General features: G+C 69.2%; 17 protein-coding genes and 1 riboswitch. Of the genes, 9 read left to right on the top strand and 8 right to left on the bottom strand.

Annotated elements, in window-relative coordinates; translation table 11 throughout:
- The first annotated feature begins 192 nt into the window (after positions 1–192).
- Both ACFY3D_RS27585 and ACFY3D_RS27590 read left to right on the top strand, forming a co-directional pair.
- A complete protein-coding gene (locus ACFY3D_RS27585) occupies positions 193–939 on the top strand; it encodes a DUF4253 domain-containing protein (protein WP_389984365.1) in 747 nt (248 codons plus the stop codon).
- A 370-nt stretch (positions 940–1,309) separates the two neighbouring features.
- A riboswitch (cyclic di-AMP (ydaO/yuaA leader) is annotated at positions 1,310–1,459 on the top strand.
- Between the two features lie 246 nt (positions 1,460–1,705).
- Entirely contained in the window at positions 1,706–2,521 is an 816-nt protein-coding gene (locus tag ACFY3D_RS27590) for a hypothetical protein (RefSeq protein ID WP_389984368.1), read from the top strand.
- A 183-nt stretch (positions 2,522–2,704) separates the two neighbouring features.
- Here the strand turns inward: ACFY3D_RS27590 and ACFY3D_RS27595 are convergent, their stop codons facing one another.
- From ACFY3D_RS27595 to ACFY3D_RS27620, 6 genes are all read right to left on the bottom strand, one after another.
- Positions 2,705–3,076, bottom strand: a complete 372-nt coding sequence (locus tag ACFY3D_RS27595; RefSeq protein WP_389984371.1) for a hypothetical protein — start codon at positions 3,074–3,076, stop codon at positions 2,705–2,707.
- Between the two features lie 12 nt (positions 3,077–3,088).
- Positions 3,089–3,469 carry a roadblock/LC7 domain-containing protein gene (locus ACFY3D_RS27600; RefSeq protein WP_362899720.1) on the bottom strand — a complete coding sequence of 127 codons (381 nt, stop codon included), beginning with the start codon at positions 3,467–3,469 and terminating at the stop codon, positions 3,089–3,091.
- Positions 3,470–3,527: 58 nt separating this feature from the next.
- A complete protein-coding gene (locus tag ACFY3D_RS27605) occupies positions 3,528–4,430 on the bottom strand; it encodes a hypothetical protein (RefSeq protein WP_389984374.1) in 903 nt (300 codons plus the stop codon).
- Between the two features lie 4 nt (positions 4,431–4,434).
- Positions 4,435–4,815 carry a roadblock/LC7 domain-containing protein gene (locus ACFY3D_RS27610; protein WP_389984377.1) on the bottom strand — a complete coding sequence of 127 codons (381 nt, stop codon included), beginning with the start codon at positions 4,813–4,815 and terminating at the stop codon, positions 4,435–4,437.
- Between the two features lie 152 nt (positions 4,816–4,967).
- The gene (locus ACFY3D_RS27615) at positions 4,968–6,179 is read right to left on the bottom strand and encodes a DUF4032 domain-containing protein (protein WP_389984380.1); all 1,212 of its coding nucleotides are present in this window, start codon (positions 6,177–6,179) and stop codon (positions 4,968–4,970) included.
- Positions 6,180–6,242: 63 nt separating this feature from the next.
- A complete protein-coding gene (locus ACFY3D_RS27620; RefSeq protein ID WP_389984383.1) occupies positions 6,243–6,890 on the bottom strand; it encodes a class II aldolase/adducin family protein in 648 nt (215 codons plus the stop codon).
- 394 nt (positions 6,891–7,284) lie between these two features.
- On the opposite strand from ACFY3D_RS27620, the gene ngcE reads away from it, so the two are divergent.
- The 6 genes from ngcE to ACFY3D_RS27650 all read left to right on the top strand — a co-directional run bounded on the left by ngcE (position 7,285) and on the right by ACFY3D_RS27650 (position 12,408).
- On the top strand, positions 7,285–8,673 hold the full coding sequence (gene ngcE / locus ACFY3D_RS27625) for an N-acetylglucosamine/diacetylchitobiose ABC transporter substrate-binding protein (RefSeq protein ID WP_389984386.1): 1,389 nt from the start codon (positions 7,285–7,287) through the stop codon (positions 8,671–8,673).
- 6 nt (positions 8,674–8,679) lie between these two features.
- The gene (locus tag ACFY3D_RS27630) at positions 8,680–9,591 is read left to right on the top strand and encodes a carbohydrate ABC transporter permease (protein WP_389984389.1); all 912 of its coding nucleotides are present in this window, start codon (positions 8,680–8,682) and stop codon (positions 9,589–9,591) included.
- Positions 9,591–10,508, top strand: a complete 918-nt coding sequence (locus ACFY3D_RS27635) for a carbohydrate ABC transporter permease (RefSeq protein ID WP_389984392.1) — start codon at positions 9,591–9,593, stop codon at positions 10,506–10,508. Before ACFY3D_RS27630 ends, ACFY3D_RS27635 begins: the two co-directional genes overlap by 1 nt.
- A gap of 108 nt (positions 10,509–10,616) precedes the next feature.
- Complete coding sequence (locus ACFY3D_RS27640) at positions 10,617–11,219, top strand: hypothetical protein (protein ID WP_389984396.1); 603 nt, start codon at positions 10,617–10,619, stop codon at positions 11,217–11,219.
- Complete coding sequence (locus ACFY3D_RS27645) at positions 11,206–11,496, top strand: 4a-hydroxytetrahydrobiopterin dehydratase (RefSeq protein ID WP_350945238.1); 291 nt, start codon at positions 11,206–11,208, stop codon at positions 11,494–11,496. Before ACFY3D_RS27640 ends, ACFY3D_RS27645 begins: the two co-directional genes overlap by 14 nt.
- A gap of 336 nt (positions 11,497–11,832) precedes the next feature.
- Complete coding sequence (locus ACFY3D_RS27650) at positions 11,833–12,408, top strand: superoxide dismutase family protein (protein ID WP_389984400.1); 576 nt, start codon at positions 11,833–11,835, stop codon at positions 12,406–12,408.
- Between the two features lie 222 nt (positions 12,409–12,630).
- Here ACFY3D_RS27650 and ACFY3D_RS27655 read toward each other — a convergent pair whose 3' ends face one another.
- Both ACFY3D_RS27655 and ACFY3D_RS27660 read right to left on the bottom strand, forming a co-directional pair.
- Positions 12,631–13,617 carry a pirin family protein gene (locus ACFY3D_RS27655; RefSeq protein ID WP_389984403.1) on the bottom strand — a complete coding sequence of 329 codons (987 nt, stop codon included), beginning with the start codon at positions 13,615–13,617 and terminating at the stop codon, positions 12,631–12,633.
- 48 nt (positions 13,618–13,665) lie between these two features.
- Complete coding sequence (locus tag ACFY3D_RS27660; RefSeq protein WP_389984406.1) at positions 13,666–15,138, bottom strand: serine hydrolase; 1,473 nt, start codon at positions 15,136–15,138, stop codon at positions 13,666–13,668.
- 184 nt (positions 15,139–15,322) lie between these two features.
- Here ACFY3D_RS27660 and ACFY3D_RS27665 point away from each other — a divergent pair, with 184 nt between their 5' ends.
- On the top strand, positions 15,323–17,149 hold the full coding sequence (locus tag ACFY3D_RS27665; RefSeq protein ID WP_389984409.1) for a sensor histidine kinase: 1,827 nt from the start codon (positions 15,323–15,325) through the stop codon (positions 17,147–17,149).
- Positions 17,150–17,256: the final 107 nt, after the last annotated feature.

Consider the following 17,256-nt stretch of genomic DNA (forward strand, 5'->3'; position numbering starts at 1 on the left):
GGACCAGGGCAGAACTGTCCCTCGGGGTGGTTGACGGGCCAAAATTGATCCGTGGTCAGGATCGGATCGGTAGAGATGAGCGATTGCGAGCGTGAGAGACTCCCGCCAGTTCTGGGCCAGTTGTTCGCCGATGGGGGAGAAGGAGCCCACGAAGGCGAGGGGGACGGGGGAGGTAGGGGCAGGAGGCTCTCGGTGGAGTTGCCACCGGGGGACGTGGTGTGGCCCGACCCCGGTTACGCTCAGCTCGCGGTCCGTCGCCGTCCGGCGTTCTGGCTGAGTGAGGTGACGGTCTCCGGTGAGTACTGGGCCCGGTTGAGGGCTCAGCACGAGCAGTCGGGCCTGTGGCCGGTCCTGCTGGAGGACTCCGTCCAGCCCTGGTCGGCCGGCCAGATCGCCCCTGACACCGCCGCTCAGATCGACAACTACAACGCCGCCGCGTTCATGGCCGAGGTGTGGTCCGACTGGATCGAGAGGGCGACCCTGGACCAGCTCGAAATCCTCGACCCCTACGGTCCCGAGTGTCCGGGCCCTGCGCCCGGGGGGAGGCTCGCCGCCGATCCCGGTGTGGTCGCCGACTGGTACGCCGGGCTGGTGGCCGAGCGCAGGACCCCGCTCGGGCTCGTCGCGGTGGAGCGCGGGGCCGACGCCCTGGCCGTGATGGGCTGGCAGGGTGCCCTGAACCACAACGAGTGGATGGTCCCGCTCGCGGCCGTCGTACGGAGCTGGGAGGAGAGGTTCGGGGTGCGGGTGGTCGGGATGGGTTTCAACACTCTCGACCTCAGTGTCGCCGCGCCTCCGACGACCTCCGAGCACGCCCTGCACGTCGCGGCGGAACACTGGACGTTCTGCCCCGACAGCATCATCCAGGGGGCGGGGACCCTCATCGACTACGCCGAGCAGATCAAGGGCAGGAACGCCTGGTCGTTCTGGTGGGACTGACCGGACGGGGATGACCCGCGGGGTGGGGAGATCCCGTGCGGGTCTCGGTGAGGGTCCCGCGATGGGCTGTCGACCCCCGGTGAGGAGGCCCCGTGTGGGTCTCTGGGAAGGGCTTCGTCCCACGGGACGGGCTGCCGGCCGCCGATGGGGAGGACTCGTCTGGGGGTGGGGGTCTCGCGGTGGTTGCCGGGATGGGGGAGGCGTTCTCGCTGGTAGGGCGGATGCCGACCTGGCGGGGCGATCGATGGGGCTTCCTTGAAGCTTGTAGGTAGATCTTCTGGGTTTTTCATGGTGTTTGCTTTGCTTTGTCCGGTTTGGTGGGTAGTGTCCACTGTTATCGGTTGGCGACCTGCCCTTCACAAGAGGAGGCGGCCGGCCGACGTCGAATCCCGAGGGCCCGCAGGGCTCCGGAGCCGGGGAACCAATTTTCCGGGGTGAATCCGCCGCGAACGTGCGGCGGTAGGGCAACTCCACCGCCCGAACCCGTCAGCTAACCCGGTAGACGAGATGGAGAGGAGATCCCCTCATGGATCACCGCGTCACCACGTCGGTGGACCCTCTGTCCGCACCGACCACCTGAACTTTCACGCCGCCCCCCGTCCCCTCGACCCGCCGCGCCCGCTCGCGGCACCTTCAGGACCGTGCTCCGCGTAGTGATCGGTTGATCCGGCTACGCCACCTTTTCCGATGAGCGCGTCCCCGCCAGTGCACCCCTTCGGTGTTCGCACATGGCCGCCCCGTTCCCTCGTGAAAGAGCCCTTTCTTCATGCGCCCCTCCTTTGGTATGCACAAGAACGACCTGAACAAGCTCTGTCCGGGCGAGCGATCCCCGTACAGGAACACCTCCTTCGGGCGCGGCCTCGCCGCGGCCCTCACCGCCGCGAGCCTCTTCGTCTCCGCCGGGGTCGCCCTCGCGCTCCCCGCCTCCGCGGCCCCCGCCTCCACCCGCCTCGCGAACGACCCGGCGGCCGGCGCGCCCGCCGGTACCGAGGCCGTTCTGCTCCAGGGTGCGACCACGGCCTCCTACTTCTGGGACGACTCCTCGGGCCGGGCCGGTGACACCGGACTTCCCGCCAGCGGCAAGCCGATGCAGAAGGGCATGATCGCCAGCCCGAGCTGGCCCCTGTTCACCGAGGGATACATCCTCTACAAGGGCAAGAAGGCGAAGTTCTTCGTCGGCGACCGCGGCCCGGGTAACCCCTCCAACCGGGGCATCATGATCGACATCGACGCCAAGACCTTCGCCGACCTGACCGGCGGCACGTTCAACGCCGGCACGCTCGGCGTGGACGGCAACGGTGGCATGGGCCACATCGACATCCAGTACGTCGTCACCAAGTGGGGCGGCGGTACGGGGATCAAGAACCACCCGGTCGCGTTCTCCACCGGCGCGTGGAACCGCAGGGACACCAACCCGGCCCAGCCGCCGACGACCGTCTTCGCGATGGCGAGGAAGCTGGGCATCGGCCTGCAGACCCAGCTGGTGAGCGCCGAGGCGCGGCCCTGGCTCGGCAAGCCCAAGGTGATGGTCGAGCATGTCTCCGAGTACGTCCCCGACGGCGTGGCCGCGGAGAAGAACTGACCCCTACGGTGTGGCGGCCGGGAAGAACCGGCCCCCGTCACCGTCCCCGAGGGGGTGGCGGCCGGGAAGAGCCGACCTCGCCACCGTCCCCGACAGCCCGGCCACCGGGAAGAACCGCCCTCGGGGCGCGGAGGGTTCCGGTGCGGCCCGCGCCTGCCGGGGCGCGGGCCGCAAACCGGAGGATCAGACTTCGAGCTTCTCCTCGATGCCGCGCAGGCTGTGCCGGGCGAGCGCGAGGTTGGCCCGGTTCCGGTCGAGGGCCAGGTAGAGGAACAGCCCTTTACCGCTCCGGCCCGAGATCGGGCGGATCACGTGATACTGCGTGCCGAGCGTGATGAGGATGTCCTCGATGCCGTCCTTGAGGCCGAGCGACTCCATGGTCCGCATCTTCGCCCTGACGACCTCGGTGTTACCCGCGGCCGCGATCTGGAGGTCGAGATCCTTGGACCCGCCGAGCGCGCCCAGCGCCATCCCGCTGTTGTAGTCGACGACGACCGCGCCGATGGCGCCGTCGATCGCCATCATCTCCTTGAGAGAGATGTCCATGTTGCCCATCACTGTCTCCGATCACTGGGATATCGATGTGCGTGAGCTGACGGCGGCGAGTCGGTCCGCCGTTCTGCGGCCCTCCAGCCTGAGCAGCCCGAGATTGGTCCCCGGGCGTGCCAGGACTGTGAGAACGATCTTGGGTCCGGCGGCGTAGAACGCCGCGTAGCCGTTGGTTCCGGAGATGAGCGTCTCCTCGAAGGCGCCCTTGCCGGCGATGCCCGTCATCCGGCGGCTCAGGGCGAGCACCGCGGAGGAGAGCGCGCCCGTCTGCTCGATGTCGTTTCTCAGGTCGCTGGCTATCGTCAGGCCGTCGACACTGCACGCGATGCTCCCGTCCACGTCGGGTACGCGTTCTCGCAGCATCGCCATCTCACGGCGTATCTCCTCGCGCAGTTCCACCGGCATCCTCCTTCCGATCAACTTCAGCGTCCGTAGCCTTATCGGCATGTGACCGGGCTCAAGTCATTGCCTCCAATGCGTTCCTGAGCCGGATGAGCAGGTTGACGTCGGCCGGGTCCCCGTTCGCCCTGGGGATCCACTCCGACGTCTCCACGGAGCCCGTCCCGGCGGCCGGGATCTCCGTGGCGCCCTTCGTCCGCCTGGGCAGCGGGTCCGGCGCGGCGGGGGCCTCGGCCGGACCGGGCTCCAGGACGCGGAGCAGCCCGGAGGAGGCGAGCTGTCGTACGGCGAGCAGCACCGAGTACGCGGGACGGCCCAGTTTGCGCGCCAGCTCGGCCGGGGTCGCGACGGAGTCGGCGCCGACGAGCACCTCCCACTGGAGCGCGCTCAGCACCACCCGGTGGGCGCCGATACGCTCCACCGGGACGACCGGGAGCGTGTCCAGCTCCGCGGACGGCCAGATCTGTTCCAACTGCGCCTTCCTCCGCTCGCACTCCCGGAGCAGGCCGGTCGCGTCGAAGTACCACTGCGGTCCGAGCCAGTGCAGCTCCCCCCGCCGGAACCTGGGCCGGTGCCCGGTGGCCCGCAGCAGGAAGTACGCGGCGTCGAGCACCGTGCTGAGCACGCAGAACTCCAGTTCACCCCTGGTGAGCAGGCCCTGGGCGATCAGCCGCTCGCCCCCCGTCGGCTGGGGCTCCCGCGACTTCCGCGACTCCTGCGGCCCGGGAGGGAGCGCGGGGTCCGGTCGCCGGCGGGTGGTGGCCTGCCTGATCTGCCGTACGGCATGGGCGGATATGCCGCGGCAGGCACCCAGCAGGTCCTCCAGCCGAGGGGCGGACGCGCTCTCGGCGTAGGTCACCCGACCGTCGGTGAGGTAGATGACCCCCGCCTTGCCGAGTCGCAGGGATCCGGTGGCGTGGTCGCCGGCGAGCCCGCTGAGGATGTTCTCGACGCTGGGCACGGGCTCACGTCGATATCAGACGGCCGGAAAGGGCCTGGAGGCGGTGGCGGGCCAGTGCCAGGTTCGAGCGTTCCGGATCGAGCCTGACGTAAATGACGAGCGGGCCGTCGAACGGCGTTTCCAGCGGCTTCAGTAAATGGTGTTCGCCGTCCGTGGTCACGATCATGTCGTTGATCCGGACCGTGCCGCCGGGCACGGTGACGGCGAGCCCGTCGAGCGTCGCGCGCAGGGTCTCGCTCAGCCCTGCGGCCGACCTCTCCACGTCGGCATGGCGGCTCGCACCGCCGGCGGCCACCGCGGTCCCGCTGGTCTGATCGATGAGGATCGCGTCCAGGGCCCCGGGGATGGCCATTACCTCGGTGAGGCAGTCTTCGATTCCGAGCACGTGCTCCCCCTTGCCGACGACTTCGAACGTCGCCCGGTCAGCGTAGGGAAAAGCCTCGGAAACCACTCTCTCCGGCTAGGGCTTTGATGGGAGAAGGGGGAGGATTCACCACCCTGAGGGGAAGTTATGCACCCCGGATGGAAATCAACCCTTTAGTCCTCGGCGATGAGTGCCTTTTCGTCCGGCTTGAAAATGAGAATGTTCTTCACATAGGAATTCACCGCGGCGGGCAGGCCGACATCGGTCCCCGCCTCCTCCGACATGTACCAGCGGTGGTCGAGCACCTCGTGGAAGAACTGCGCGGGCTCCAGCTTGCCCCGCATCTCCTGGGGGACGGCCAGCACCGTGGGCTGGAAGACCTCGGCGAGCCAGCGGTGGGCCACGATCGCCTCGTCCTCGTGGCGAAGGCCGTGTGACACGCGGAAGGAGTCGAGGTCGTTGAGGAGGCGTCTGGCCTGGTTCTCCTCCACGTCCAGGCCGGTGAGCCGCAACAGCCTGCGCTGGTGGTGCCCGGCGTCCACGACCTTGGGTCGGACGATGAGCCGCCCGGTGCCCGCCTTGCGGCGGACCATCATCTCCGCGACGTCGAACCCCAGGGAGTTCAGCCGGCGGATCCGCTGGTCGATCATGTGCCAGTCGACCTCCTCGATGATCTCGTCGGAGGTGAGCTCGCCCCACAGACGGTGGTAGCGGCGGCAGACCGAGTCGGCGACCTGCTCGGGGTCGATGGAGGAGTGCAGCAGCCCGCCCGCCTCCAGGTCGAGCATCTCGCCGAAGATGTTGGTGTGCGCCACCTCGATGTCGTACAGCCGCTGCCCCTCGCTGATCATGGGGTGCAGCTCGCCCGTCTCGGCGTCGACCAGATAGGCGGCGAAGGAGCCCGCGTCCCGGCGGAACAGGACGTTCGACAGCGAGCAGTCGCCCCAGTAGAAGCCGCTGAGGTGCAGTCGTACGAGCAGCACGGCGAGGGCGTCGAGCAGCCGGTTGAGCGTCTCCGGGCGGACCGTCCCCGACATGACCGCGCGGTAGGGCAGCGAGAACTGCAGGTGCTGGGTGATGAGCGCGGAGTCGAGCGGCTCGCCGTCCGAGCCGGTCCGCCCGGTGACCACGGCGACCGGCTCGACGGACGGGGTGTCCATCCGGCTCAGGTCCCACAGCAGGCGATACTCGCGCTTGGCGTAGTACTCGCTGATCTCCTTGATCGCGTACACCTTGCCCGACAGGCGGGCGAAGCGCACCACGTGCCGGGAGATGCCCCGGGGCAGGGAGACCAGGCGGTGCTCGGGCCACTGCTCCAGCGGGACGTCCCAGGGCAGGCGGATGAGGTCCGGATCGCTCGGCGCGCCGGTGAGCTGCAGGGGCATGGGGTCAGTCCTCGCGATGGGTGGTCCGGCGGTGTGCAGGACGGGCAGGTGGTCGCGCCGCGCTCAGTCCTCGCGGCGGGGAAAGGTGGGCGGGTCGAGGGCGCGCCGGACCACCGAGGCGAGCTGCTCCTCGGTGAGCACGCGGGGCTCGCCGACGCTCCTGGCCCGCACGTAGACCTCGCAGAGCCACTCCAGCAACCTGGTCGCCTCGAAGGCGCCGTCCAGGTCGTCGCCGATCGTGACCCCGCCGTGGTTGGCCATCAACGCGGCACGCCTGTCCTTGAGCGCGGCCCTGACGGAGGCGGCGAGCTCGGGGGTGCCGTAGGTGGCGTACTCGGCGACCCGCACGGTCCCGCCGAGCAGCAGGACGTTGTAGTGGATCGGCGGCAGCTCGCTCATGGTCGTGGCGACCACGGTGCCGAAGACGGAGTGGGTGTGCACGACGGCGCCGGCGCCGGTGGTCGCGTAGACCGCGAGGTGCATGGGGGTCTCCGACGACGGCCGCAGATCGCCCTCGACGAGGTGTCCCTCGATGTCGACGACCGGGCAGGCCTCGGGCTCCAGCCGGTCGAGGGAGACGCCGCTGGGTGTCACGGCGACCAGGTCGCCCACGCGGACGCTGAGATTTCCCGCGGTCCCGACGACCAGTCCGGTCGTGGCGGCCCGATGGCCGTACTCACACAGCAGGCGGCGCTGCTCGGCCAGCAACATGTCGTCAAAAGTAGGGGGTTGCGGTACCGGGCGGCAAACCTTCATTATCTGGTCTAGACCGGTTGCCGCCTGTCGGTGGTCGGCGAGCAGGGTTCCTCTACCTCTCCGGCGGTCGTGCGTCAACGGTTGGCAGAGGAATTTAGACCGCTATGTGCTGTTTCGTTGCCGGATAGCACTTCCCTGGCGTTTGGTTGCTACCGGATATGTCGCGAGGACATCACGGCTCGGTCTAGACCGGATGCGGCCCCTTGACGGTGGGCTCCAGGGATACGTACCTTCGGGCAAACGTTTAGGAAACTTTCCTAATTGATCCCCCGTGCAGGAGGGTTACATGTCCCTATCGGCCAGTACGCCCGGAGATATCACTCGGCGGCAGATGCTCCGCCGGATCGGCATGACCGCTCTGATCGCCGGCCCCGGCGCAGGGATGCTCACCGCCTGCGCCACCGGCGGCGGCCCGGCCCCCGCCGCCTCCGCGGCACCCTCCGCGAGCGGCGCGGTCTCCGCGGCGAACCCGTTCGGCGTCGCCGCCGACGCGCCGCTCGAGGTCGTCATCTTCAAGGGCGGCCTGGGCGACAGCTACGCCACCGAGATCCACGAGCCGCTGTACAAGAAGGCGTTCCCGCAGGCCCAGATCAAGCACGTCGCCACCCAGCAGATCGCCCAGACCCTGCAGCCGAGGTTCGCCGGCGGCGACGTCCCCGACATGATCGCCAACTCCGGCACCGACCTGATGGACAACGGCGCCCTGCAGCAGGAGGGCCAGCTCCTGGAGCTCACCGAGCTGTGGGACGCCCCCTCCATCGACGACCCGAGCAAGAAGGTGCGCGACATGGTCGCGCCGGGCACCGTCGAGTCCGGCCTCATCGACGGCAAGCCCTACCTGATGAACTACGTCTTCTCCGCGTACGGCCTCTGGTACGACTCCGCGCTGTTCGAGAAGAACGGCTGGACCCCGCCCAAGACCTTCGACGAGTTCAAGACCTTCGCCGAGACGGCGAAGGCGGCGGGGATCACCCCCTTCGCGTACGCGGGCAAGAACGCCTCCTACTACATGTACTGGATGATCCTCATCTCCGCCGCGAAGATCGAGGGCAACCAGATCCTCATCGACGTCGACAACCTCGCCGACGGCGTCTGGCAGCGCGACGCGATGAAGCAGTCCGCCGCAGCCTGGGCCGAGATCGCCAAATACATGGACAAGTCCTTCGAGGGCCTTATCCACACCGAGGTGCAGCTCCGCCAGAACCAGGGCAAGATCGCGCTGTACCCGTCGGGCTCCTGGCTGGAGAACGAGCAGAAGGAACAGACCCCCGAGACCTTCAAGTACGCGCTGACGCCCACCCCCAGCGTCACCGCCGCCGACAAGATGCCGTTCGAGGCCATCCGCGCCGCGGCCGGCGAGGCCTACATCGTCCCCGCCAAGGCGAAGAACCCCAAGGGCGGCCTGGAGTATCTGCGCATCATGCTCTCCAAGGAGGGCGCGCGCGGCTTCACCGAGAAGTCGGGCAACATCACCGTCGTGACCGGGGCCGCCGACGGCCTGGAACTGTCACCGGGCAACGCGAGCCTCAGCGCCGCGCAGACCGCCGCCGGCCAGAACATCGTCACCTTCAGCAGCTTCGAGAACTGGTACAAGGAGTTCGAGACCGAGCTGCGCAAGCAGACCAACGCGCTGATGTTCGGCCGCATCTCCGCCGACGAGTTCTGCGAGAAGGTGCAGAAGGCCGCCGACAAGACCAAGGCCGACTCGTCCATCACCAAGCAGGAACGGAAGGTGTAGCTCCCGATGCGGCAGGGCAAGTATCCGTTCATCGTCGGCTTTCTCGCCGCGCCGGTCCTCCTCTACGTGGTCTTCGTGATCAGCCCGTACATCCAGGCTTTCCAGATCTCGATGACCAACTGGAAGGGCATCTCGGCGAACCCTCAGTTCATCGGCCTGGAGAACTTCACCAGGCTCTTCGAGGACGAGGTCTTCTGGGCCGCGGTGCGGCACCACGGTGTTCTGCTGCTTGTCATGCCGCTGGTCACGATCGTGATCGCCCTGTTCTTCGCCTTCCTGCTCAACCTGAGCGGCGGGCAGCGGGACGGGCGGATGACCGGGATCTGGGGTTCGAAGGTCTATCGTGTGATCTTCTTCCTGCCCCAGGTCCTGGCCGTCGCCATCGTCGGCGTGCTCTTCCAGGCGATCTACCGCCCGGACGGGACCGGCGTGATCAACGGCCTGCTCGGCAAACTCGGCATCGAGCCGGTCGGCTGGCTCATCGACCCGGACATCGCCCTGCTGTCGATCATCGCGGTGATGGTCTGGCAGGCCGTCGGCTTCTACGTGGTCCTGTTCTCGGCCGGCATGTCCTCCATCCCCAAGGACGTGTTCGAGGCCGCCGCGCTCGACGGCGCGGGCCGGTTCACCCTGTTCTTCAGGATCACGATCCCGCTGCTGTGGGACACCATGCAGGTCGCCTGGGTCTATCTCGGCATCGCCGCGTTCGACGCCTTCGCCCTGGTCCAGGTCCTCTCGGTCGACCGCGGCGGGCCCGACAACTCCACCACGGTGCTCCCGCTGGAGATCTGGCGTACGGCGTTCAACTTCTCCAAGTTCGGCTACGCCTCGGCGATGGGCGTGGCGCTGTTCTTCATGACCATCACGTTCGCCGCCCTCACCCTGCGCGTGACCCGGCGCGAGAGGATCGAGTTCTGATGGCTGCGCCTTCCACGGACACGGCTCGCAAGCCCGACGCCACCCGCCCCGCCGCCCCCGCGCGCGCCGGGCGCCGGGTGAGAAACCCGCTCGGGATCTTCGGTGCGCTCTCCCACGTCGCGCTGCTGGTCTGGGCGATCCTGATCGTCGGCCCGATCCTCTGGACGTTCCTGTCCTCCTTCAAGACCAACACCGAGATCTTCGGGGACGCGATCACGCTCCCCGCCTCGTTCGGCTGGGACGCCTGGGGCCGGGCCTGGGAGAAGGCCCACATCGGCCAGTACATGCTGAACACCGTCTTCGTGGTGGCGTGCAGCACGGCGGGCACCATGCTGCTCGGCTCGATGGCCGCGTACGTGCTGGCGCGCTACACCTTCCCCGGCAACAGGTTCATCTACTTCCTGTTCGTCTCGGGGATGACCTTCCCGGTCTTCCTCGCGCTGGTCCCGCTCTTCTTCGTGGTGAGAAACCTCGGCCTGATCGACACCCACTTCGGGCTGATCCTCGTCTACATCGCCTACTCGCTGCCGTTCACCGTCTTCTTCCTGTCGGCGTTCTTCAAGACGCTGCCCACCTCGGTGGCCGAGGCGGCGATGATGGACGGCTGCTCGCACACCCGGACGTTCTTCCAGATCATGGTGCCGATGGCGAGGCCGGGGCTGATCAGCATCACGATCTTCAACATCCTGGGCCAGTGGAACCAGTATCTTCTGCCGATCGTGCTGCTGTCGGGCAACGTCGAGGACAAGTGGCTGATCACCCAGGGCGTCGCCAACATCTCCACCAGCGCCGGGTACGAGGCCGACTGGCCGGGACTGTTCGCCGCGCTGAGCATGGCCATCATTCCCGTCATGATCATCTACATCATCTTCCAGCGCCAGATCCAGTCGGGTCTGACCTCGGGCGCCGTCAAATGACCGGATCCGGTCAAATAAACGGTCTCGGCGAGTAATCCCGGAGGCGTCGTCGGGAGTCGTTCATATTCGGAACGACTCCTGACCCTTCTCCCGTGGAGAACCCGACACATGGCCCACCCCGACCAGGATTTCCCCTTCCCCTTCTTCGGTGCGGGGGAGGCGAGTTACTACATGTGGGCCGAGGTGCACGTACGCTTCGCCCGTCAGCCCAGCAGTTCCCAGCGCGCGGTCATCGTCGACACCGTTCCGGCGCCTCTGCGCGGGGCGCTCGACTGGTGCGAGGGCCGCCAGCTCATGGTGGCGAGCGGCCTGCTCCTGCACGGCACGGTGGTCCGCACCTACCCGGTCGCCGACGGCGAGTCCGACCGCATCGGCGACGACGGCTGGCTGTACGCCGCGCCCTCCCGGATCGCCGCGTTCAACGCCGACATCGAGCGATGGCTGCTCCGCATCAACCGCGAGTGCCCGATCCTGGTCGCCTACCGCGCCGAGGACCCCGACAGCGGAGGCACCCGCCTGTCGGGCTGGCACGAGTGGAGCCTCGCCAGGCTGCCCGAACTGCTGTCCGAGCTGGAGCCCCTTCTCGACCAGGCCAGTCATGCCACCTCCATGGCCCAGGGCATCATGGCCATGGCCAGGCGCGCCGGAAGCCTGCCCAGGCTTGGTGTCCTCGCCGGAGACGTGATCTCCTGGGGGGATGAACCTGCTTGACGACTCAACGGTGGACGCTCGGCTGACCGGCCTGCCCGAGTGGCGGCGCGAGGGCGACGAGATCCGCCGCACGATCAACGCCACCGACTTCCCGACCGCGATCCGCATCGTGGACGAGATCGCGGTGGAGGCCGAGAAGCTCGACCACCACCCCGACATCGACATCCGCTGGCGCACCCTCCACCTGGCGCTCAGCACGCACAGCGCGGGCGGCCTGACGGAGCTCGACTTCACCCTGGCCGCCCGCATCGACGAGATCGCCTCGGCCAACGCCTGAACCGCTCCCGCGTCGATCACGGGTGATCGGGGGCGCGGGGCGACGGGAGTGCGGCCGGGCCACGGGTGAGCCGGGGTGTGAAGCGACGGGAGTACGACCGGGCCACGGGTGATCGGGGCGCGGGGCGACGGGAGTACGACCGGGCCACAGAAGAGCCGGGATGCGGAACGACGGGAGTGTGACCGTCTCCGCTTCCCCGGCCTGTCGTTCCCGCTCCCTCCGTCCTTCCCGCCCTTCCTGGGCGACGTGGCCGAGAGTGGTCAATACCGAGAGTGATCATATGATCACTCGATATGGTGGGCCCTGCTCTTCTCCGGCCGCTCAAGGAGATCGTGGATGCGCATCATGGGAGTTCTCGCCGCTGTGGCTCTGCTCTGCGCGGGCTGCGGTGATCAGGCCGCCGATCCCGCCGGGCGCGACCCGGCCGTGGCGTCGGCCACCCCGGGCGCCCGCGAGATCCGTCTCGTCGGGGGCGGCACGTTCGCCGATCCCGCGCCGCGCGTCTCCGCCATCGTCTACGACACCCGGCTGGTGCCGCCGGGAGCCTGGGCGCAGGTCAACGTGGAGTCCGGGGCGGTGCTCGCCACCGCCACGGTCACCGTGAAGGGCATGCTCCCTGGGCGTACGTACGGGGCGCACCTGCACGTCAATCCGTGCGGCTTCAAACCGGAGGACGCCGGGCCGCACTACCAGCACTCCCACACCCACGCGAGCGCCGAGAACGAGGTCTGGCTCGACTTCACCACCGACGCCCAGGGCGCCGCCACCGGCACCGCCACCAAGGACTGGGCGCTCGTCCCCGGGCGGCTCCCCAGGTCGCTCGTGATCCACGCCGAGCCCACCCGCAGCACGGGTCCGGAGGCCGGCGCGGCCGGTCTCCGCGTCGCCTGCGTCACCCTCGTCGAGGGCTAGGCCCGGCAGCGGCCCCCGGCCGGAGACCGGGGACTCCGGCAGCGGCCCTCGGCCGGAGGTCAGGGGGTTGTCCTCCGGCCACGATGTCTCTGTTCCGTTCGGATGGCCGGTGTCAGGCCGTGGGCCTCGCGACCGGGCGAGGCCATGGCCGCCCCGGTCGCGCTCCCTTCGTACCGCGCCACCCGCCGGATCCGGCACCCGATGGCCGGTGCCGGACCGCGCTCAGGCGTGGCCGGTGGGGATGGTGCCGAGGCGGCCCGCCTGGTAGTCCTCGAACGCCTTGGCAAGCTCCGCCTGGGTGTTCATCACGAACGGCCCGTAGTGCGCCACCGGCTCGCCGATCGGACGGCCGCCGAGCACGATGACCTCCAGGTTGGGGCTACGGCTCTCCTGCGTACCGGCGGCCGAGAGCGTGATGGTCTCGCCGTCGGTGCCCAGCCCGGGCAGGTTGCCGAAGCCGTCGAAGACGGCCAGCTGACCCGACTCGATCGGCTGCCGGTCACCGCCGACGGTGCCGCGTCCCGACAGGACGTACGCGAGCGCGTTGAAATCCCTGCGCCAGGGGAGCGTCAGCTGGGAACCGGGGCTGAGGGAGGCGTGCAGCAGGGTGATCGGCGTCCGGGTGGAGCCGGGGCCGGTGAACTCGCCGACCTCGCCCGCGATGAGGCGGACCAGCGCTCCACCGTCGTGGCTGCTGAGAAGGACGACGTTGGTCCTGCCGATGTCCTGATACTTCGGCGCGACCATCTTCTCCTTGCCCGGCAGGTTGACCCAGAGCTGGATCCCGTGGAACAGGCCGCCCTTGGCGACCAGCCACTCCGGGGGAGCCTCCTTGTGCAGGATGCCACCGCCGGCCGTCATCCACTGCGTGTCGCCGTCGGAGATCGTGCCGCCGCCGCCGTGCGAGTCGGCGTGGTCCATCACGCCGTCGATCATGTAGGTGACGGTCTCGAAGCCCCGGTGCGGGTGCCAGGGGGTGCCCTTGGGCTCGCCCGGCGCGTAGTCGACCTCGCCCATCTGGTCCATCATGATGAACGGGTCGAGATACTGGGACTTGATCGTCGCGAGTGCCTTGCGGACCGGGAATCCCTCTCCCTCGAATCCGCTCGGCGCGGTGGTGACGGCCAGCACCTGGCGCTCGCGGGTCGCGTTCAACGGCTGCGGCAGGCGGGGCAGGGTCAACGGGTTCTCAACGGTCACGGCGGGCATCTTGGATTCCTTCCTGCGATGTTCGCCGGTGACAACTCAGTTGATGTTTCAACTATTCCTTGCCGGGTCGGCCAGCGCGAAGCCGCCCCGGCTCAGCGAGATCAGTTCGGGCGCCGCGACCCGCTCGTCCAGCGCGCCGGCGGGGTCGCTGGTCAGCGCGGTCACGACGTAGGTCCTCCCGGTGACCGAACGTGCCATGTACGACAGGTCGAGGACCCCCAGCTCCGAACCGCCCTTGGCCCAGACCACCGGCCACTTCTTCTTGTCGAGCTTGATCCCGACGTCGTTGGCCGACATCACCGCGCTCACCTGCTTGCCCCCCAGCTTGAGGAGCCCGGCGTAGGCGCGGCAGATGTCACGGGGCGAGCCGAACCACTCCAGAGTGTCGATCTCCCTGGGCTTCTGCCAGAGCACGATGTCCGACAACGACTGTCCGGCGACCGTGTCCTTGAGGTAGGCGCGCTTGCCCGCGGTGTCGAGCGCCAGGTAGGCGCGGGCCTGCGCCGGGTGGTTCACGCCCTTGAGCAGGAAGACCTCGCGCGTGGTGAGGAACGGGATGTTCCGGGTGGCGTGGCTCGACCACTGCCGTACCTTCGCCTCCACCGCCTTGCGGCCGACCGTGTGGATCAGGATGTCGGTGGCGGTGTTGTCACTGATCGAGATCATCAGCTTGGCGGCCTCCTTCACCGTGGTGGTGCTGCCGTCCGGACGGCCCGTCAGCCCGTCCTCACCCAGGCTCTTCCACTCGGGCTTGATCGTGAGCTTGGTGTTCCAGCTCAGCTTGCCGTCGCGGACCTTCTCGGCCACGGCGCCCAGCACGTACAGCTTGAAGATCGAGCCCAACGGCCGGACCGTGTCCGGCGCCACGGCGTGCGCGACGTCGCACCTGCCCCGCGAGTCGATCTCGGCGGAGAGGAAGCCCACGCGCGGTGCGACCTCACGGAGCCGGGCGTCGAGCTGCTTCCAGCTTTTGGGAGCGGCGGGTACGGAGGGCTCGGGAGGCGTCAGCCCGAACAGGTTGATCTTCCCGTCGCCGTCCACACCGAGCTGCAGGACGAACGCCTGCTCGCCGATCGCCCCGGTCCCGGCCAGCGCGGACGGCGTCTCCTTGGTCAGCTTCTCCAGGCGGAACCCCTTCGCCGCCTGCAGGAAGGCGTTGACGCCGTTGACCGTGAGCGACGAGAGGTAGCCGGAGTTGAGATGCTCCCCGAGCTCGCTCTCCGAGAGCGGTGCCCGGTCAGGCGCGCCGAGGAACCAGCGCAACTGCCGGCCGGCGGGGCTGTCGGGGATCTCCGGCTCGGCGAGAACGCCTCCGGCCGTGACCGCTCCCGACGTGGTCGTCTCGGCCGTGACCGCTCCTGACACGACCGTCCCCGCGGTGACCACGGAGGTGGCCGCTCCCGTGGTGACCACCTCCGTGACCGCCGACGCGGGGACGGCCAGTGGCAGGGCCGTCGCTGGAACGACCGCGACGGCGACGGCGACGGCGAGCAGGCGCTTCGATCGGAACGGCAACCGCATGAGGTTCTCCTTCGGATGGTCTCCGGCGTTGCGGCCATCTCCCCGACGGCCCTCATTCGAAACTAGAAAGCGCTCCCGGCTCACGACACCCGGTGGTCCTCCGTCTCGGGGGTGCGGCGAACCGCACCGGATATGCGGACAACCCCCTGGACGGCGGAGCCGGTGGCAGGTCACCCTACGTCCCATGACGTCCACGGCTTCCCGCACCGTCCCGGCACCCGCGTCGTCGCCGGGTCCGTCGACGTCCACCACCCCGGCCCGCGCCCTCGCCATGTCGATGGCCGCGGTGTCGGTGGCCGGGATCGTCGTGGGTTGCCTGCTTGCGGCCGGCACGTCCGTGCCGTTCAGCGAGTGGCTGTTCATCGCGGCCTGCGCGGCCCTGCCGTCGGTCGGCCTGCTCATCGCGGTGAGGCGCCCCGACAACCCCTACGGCTGGCTGCTGCTCGCCGCCGCCTGCTGCCTCGGCCTCGGCTGCCTCGGGGTGGGCCTCCTGACGGCGTACGGAGACGGGAGCGGCCCTCTCGCCGTGGCCGCCGTGCTGCTGACCTCGGCGTTTTCCCTCTTCTACGGCCTGAGCTGGGTCTTCGTCCCGCTGATCTTCCCCGACGGCAGGTTGCCCTCGCCGCGCTGGCGCCCGGTCGCCTGGATCGCCGTAGTGGCGATCTTCCTGCACTGGCTGGGCATCCTGCTGAGCCCGGACGAGGTCTACGCGTTTCTCCCGTACGGCAACCCGCTGGGGCTCGAAGGCATGGCAGGGCTGCTCGCCGCGATGGTGGGCGGGTTCGGGCAGCTGGCGGTCTTCGTCGTGTCACTGTCGGTGCTGGTCTCCCTCGTCCTGCGCGCTCGGCGCGGGCCCCGTGCCGAGCGTCGCCTGCTCCGCTGGATGGCCTTCGGGGTGGCGGCGGGTCTGAGCGGTTCCGTGCTGACGGTTATCTTCGGGCAGGCCGGGCAGGGAAGCCATGCGCTGAGCTGGCTCGGTGTCGTGACGGCGGTGGCGGCGCTGCCCGCGGTGATCACCACGGCTGTGTTCCGCCACAACCTGCTCGACATCAGGGTGGGGATCAAGGGCTCCAGACTCTTTCTGATCTTCGATCTCAGGCCCACGGTGGACGAACTCCTAACGGAGCTCGGGCCTGGCCTGGAGGAGGTGGAGCCCGTGAAGCAGCTGGGAAGGCTGGCGGAGGCCGTACGGGCGGGCCTGGAGACGCGGTGGGCCGCCGTGACGCTCGCGGACGGCACACGGGTGGTGGCGGGCAGGGAGGACGGCGAGGCCGTGCTCACCGTCCCGGCAGGGCTGGGGCACATCGCCTGCGGGCCCAAGGTCGTGGGGCGCCTCAACGCCGAGGACCGCAGGCTGCTCGGCTCGCTCGCGGTGCCGATCGGGCTGGCGATCCAGAGCGCGGGCCTGGCGGCACGCCTGGTCAACGCCCAGGAGGCCGAGCGGCGGCGGATCGAGCGCAACATCCACGACGGGGCGCAGCAGCAACTCGTCGCGCTGATCGCGGGGCTGGAGCTGGCCCGCGCCACCGGCGGCGGCCCCGACAGCTTGACGCTCCTGCGCGAGCAGGCTCGCCAGACCCTCGCCGACCTGCGGGAACTGGCGGCGGGCATCCACCCGTCCGTGCTCAGCCAGGGCGGTCTGGCCGAGGCGGTCGAGGAACGCTGTTCGCGGCTGCCGGTGGCCACGACCGTGACGGTCGATCCCGCGCTTCGCTCGCGGCGCTTTCCCGACGAGATCGAGGGAGCCGTGTACTTCACGGTCAGCGAGGCCATCGCCAACGCGCTCAAGCACGCCGACGCCTCCAGGATCGAGGCGCGGCTGGCCTGGTCGGGCGGGCGCCTGCGGGCGGCGGTCTCCGACGACGGCAGGGGCTTCGAGCGGGACGGGTCAGGCCACGGGGGTCTGGGCGCGCTCGCCGACCGGATGGCCGCGCTCGGCGGCGGCCTCGACGTCTCCTCGACGCCCGGCGAGGGCACCCTGGTCAGCGCCTGGGTTCCCGTCCCGGACTGAGGCGCGGAACGGGGGCAGGGGCGACGCGTTCGGTCCGTGCGTCGGGCTGACGGGCTGGGGTGACGGGCCGGACGGACAGCCGGACCGGTGCGCCGGAGGGGAGGGGG

Origin of the sequence: Streptosporangium sp. NPDC000509, from assembly GCF_042898365.1 — a bacterium.
Taxonomy (GTDB): Bacteria; Actinomycetota; Actinomycetes; order Streptosporangiales; family Streptosporangiaceae; genus Streptosporangium.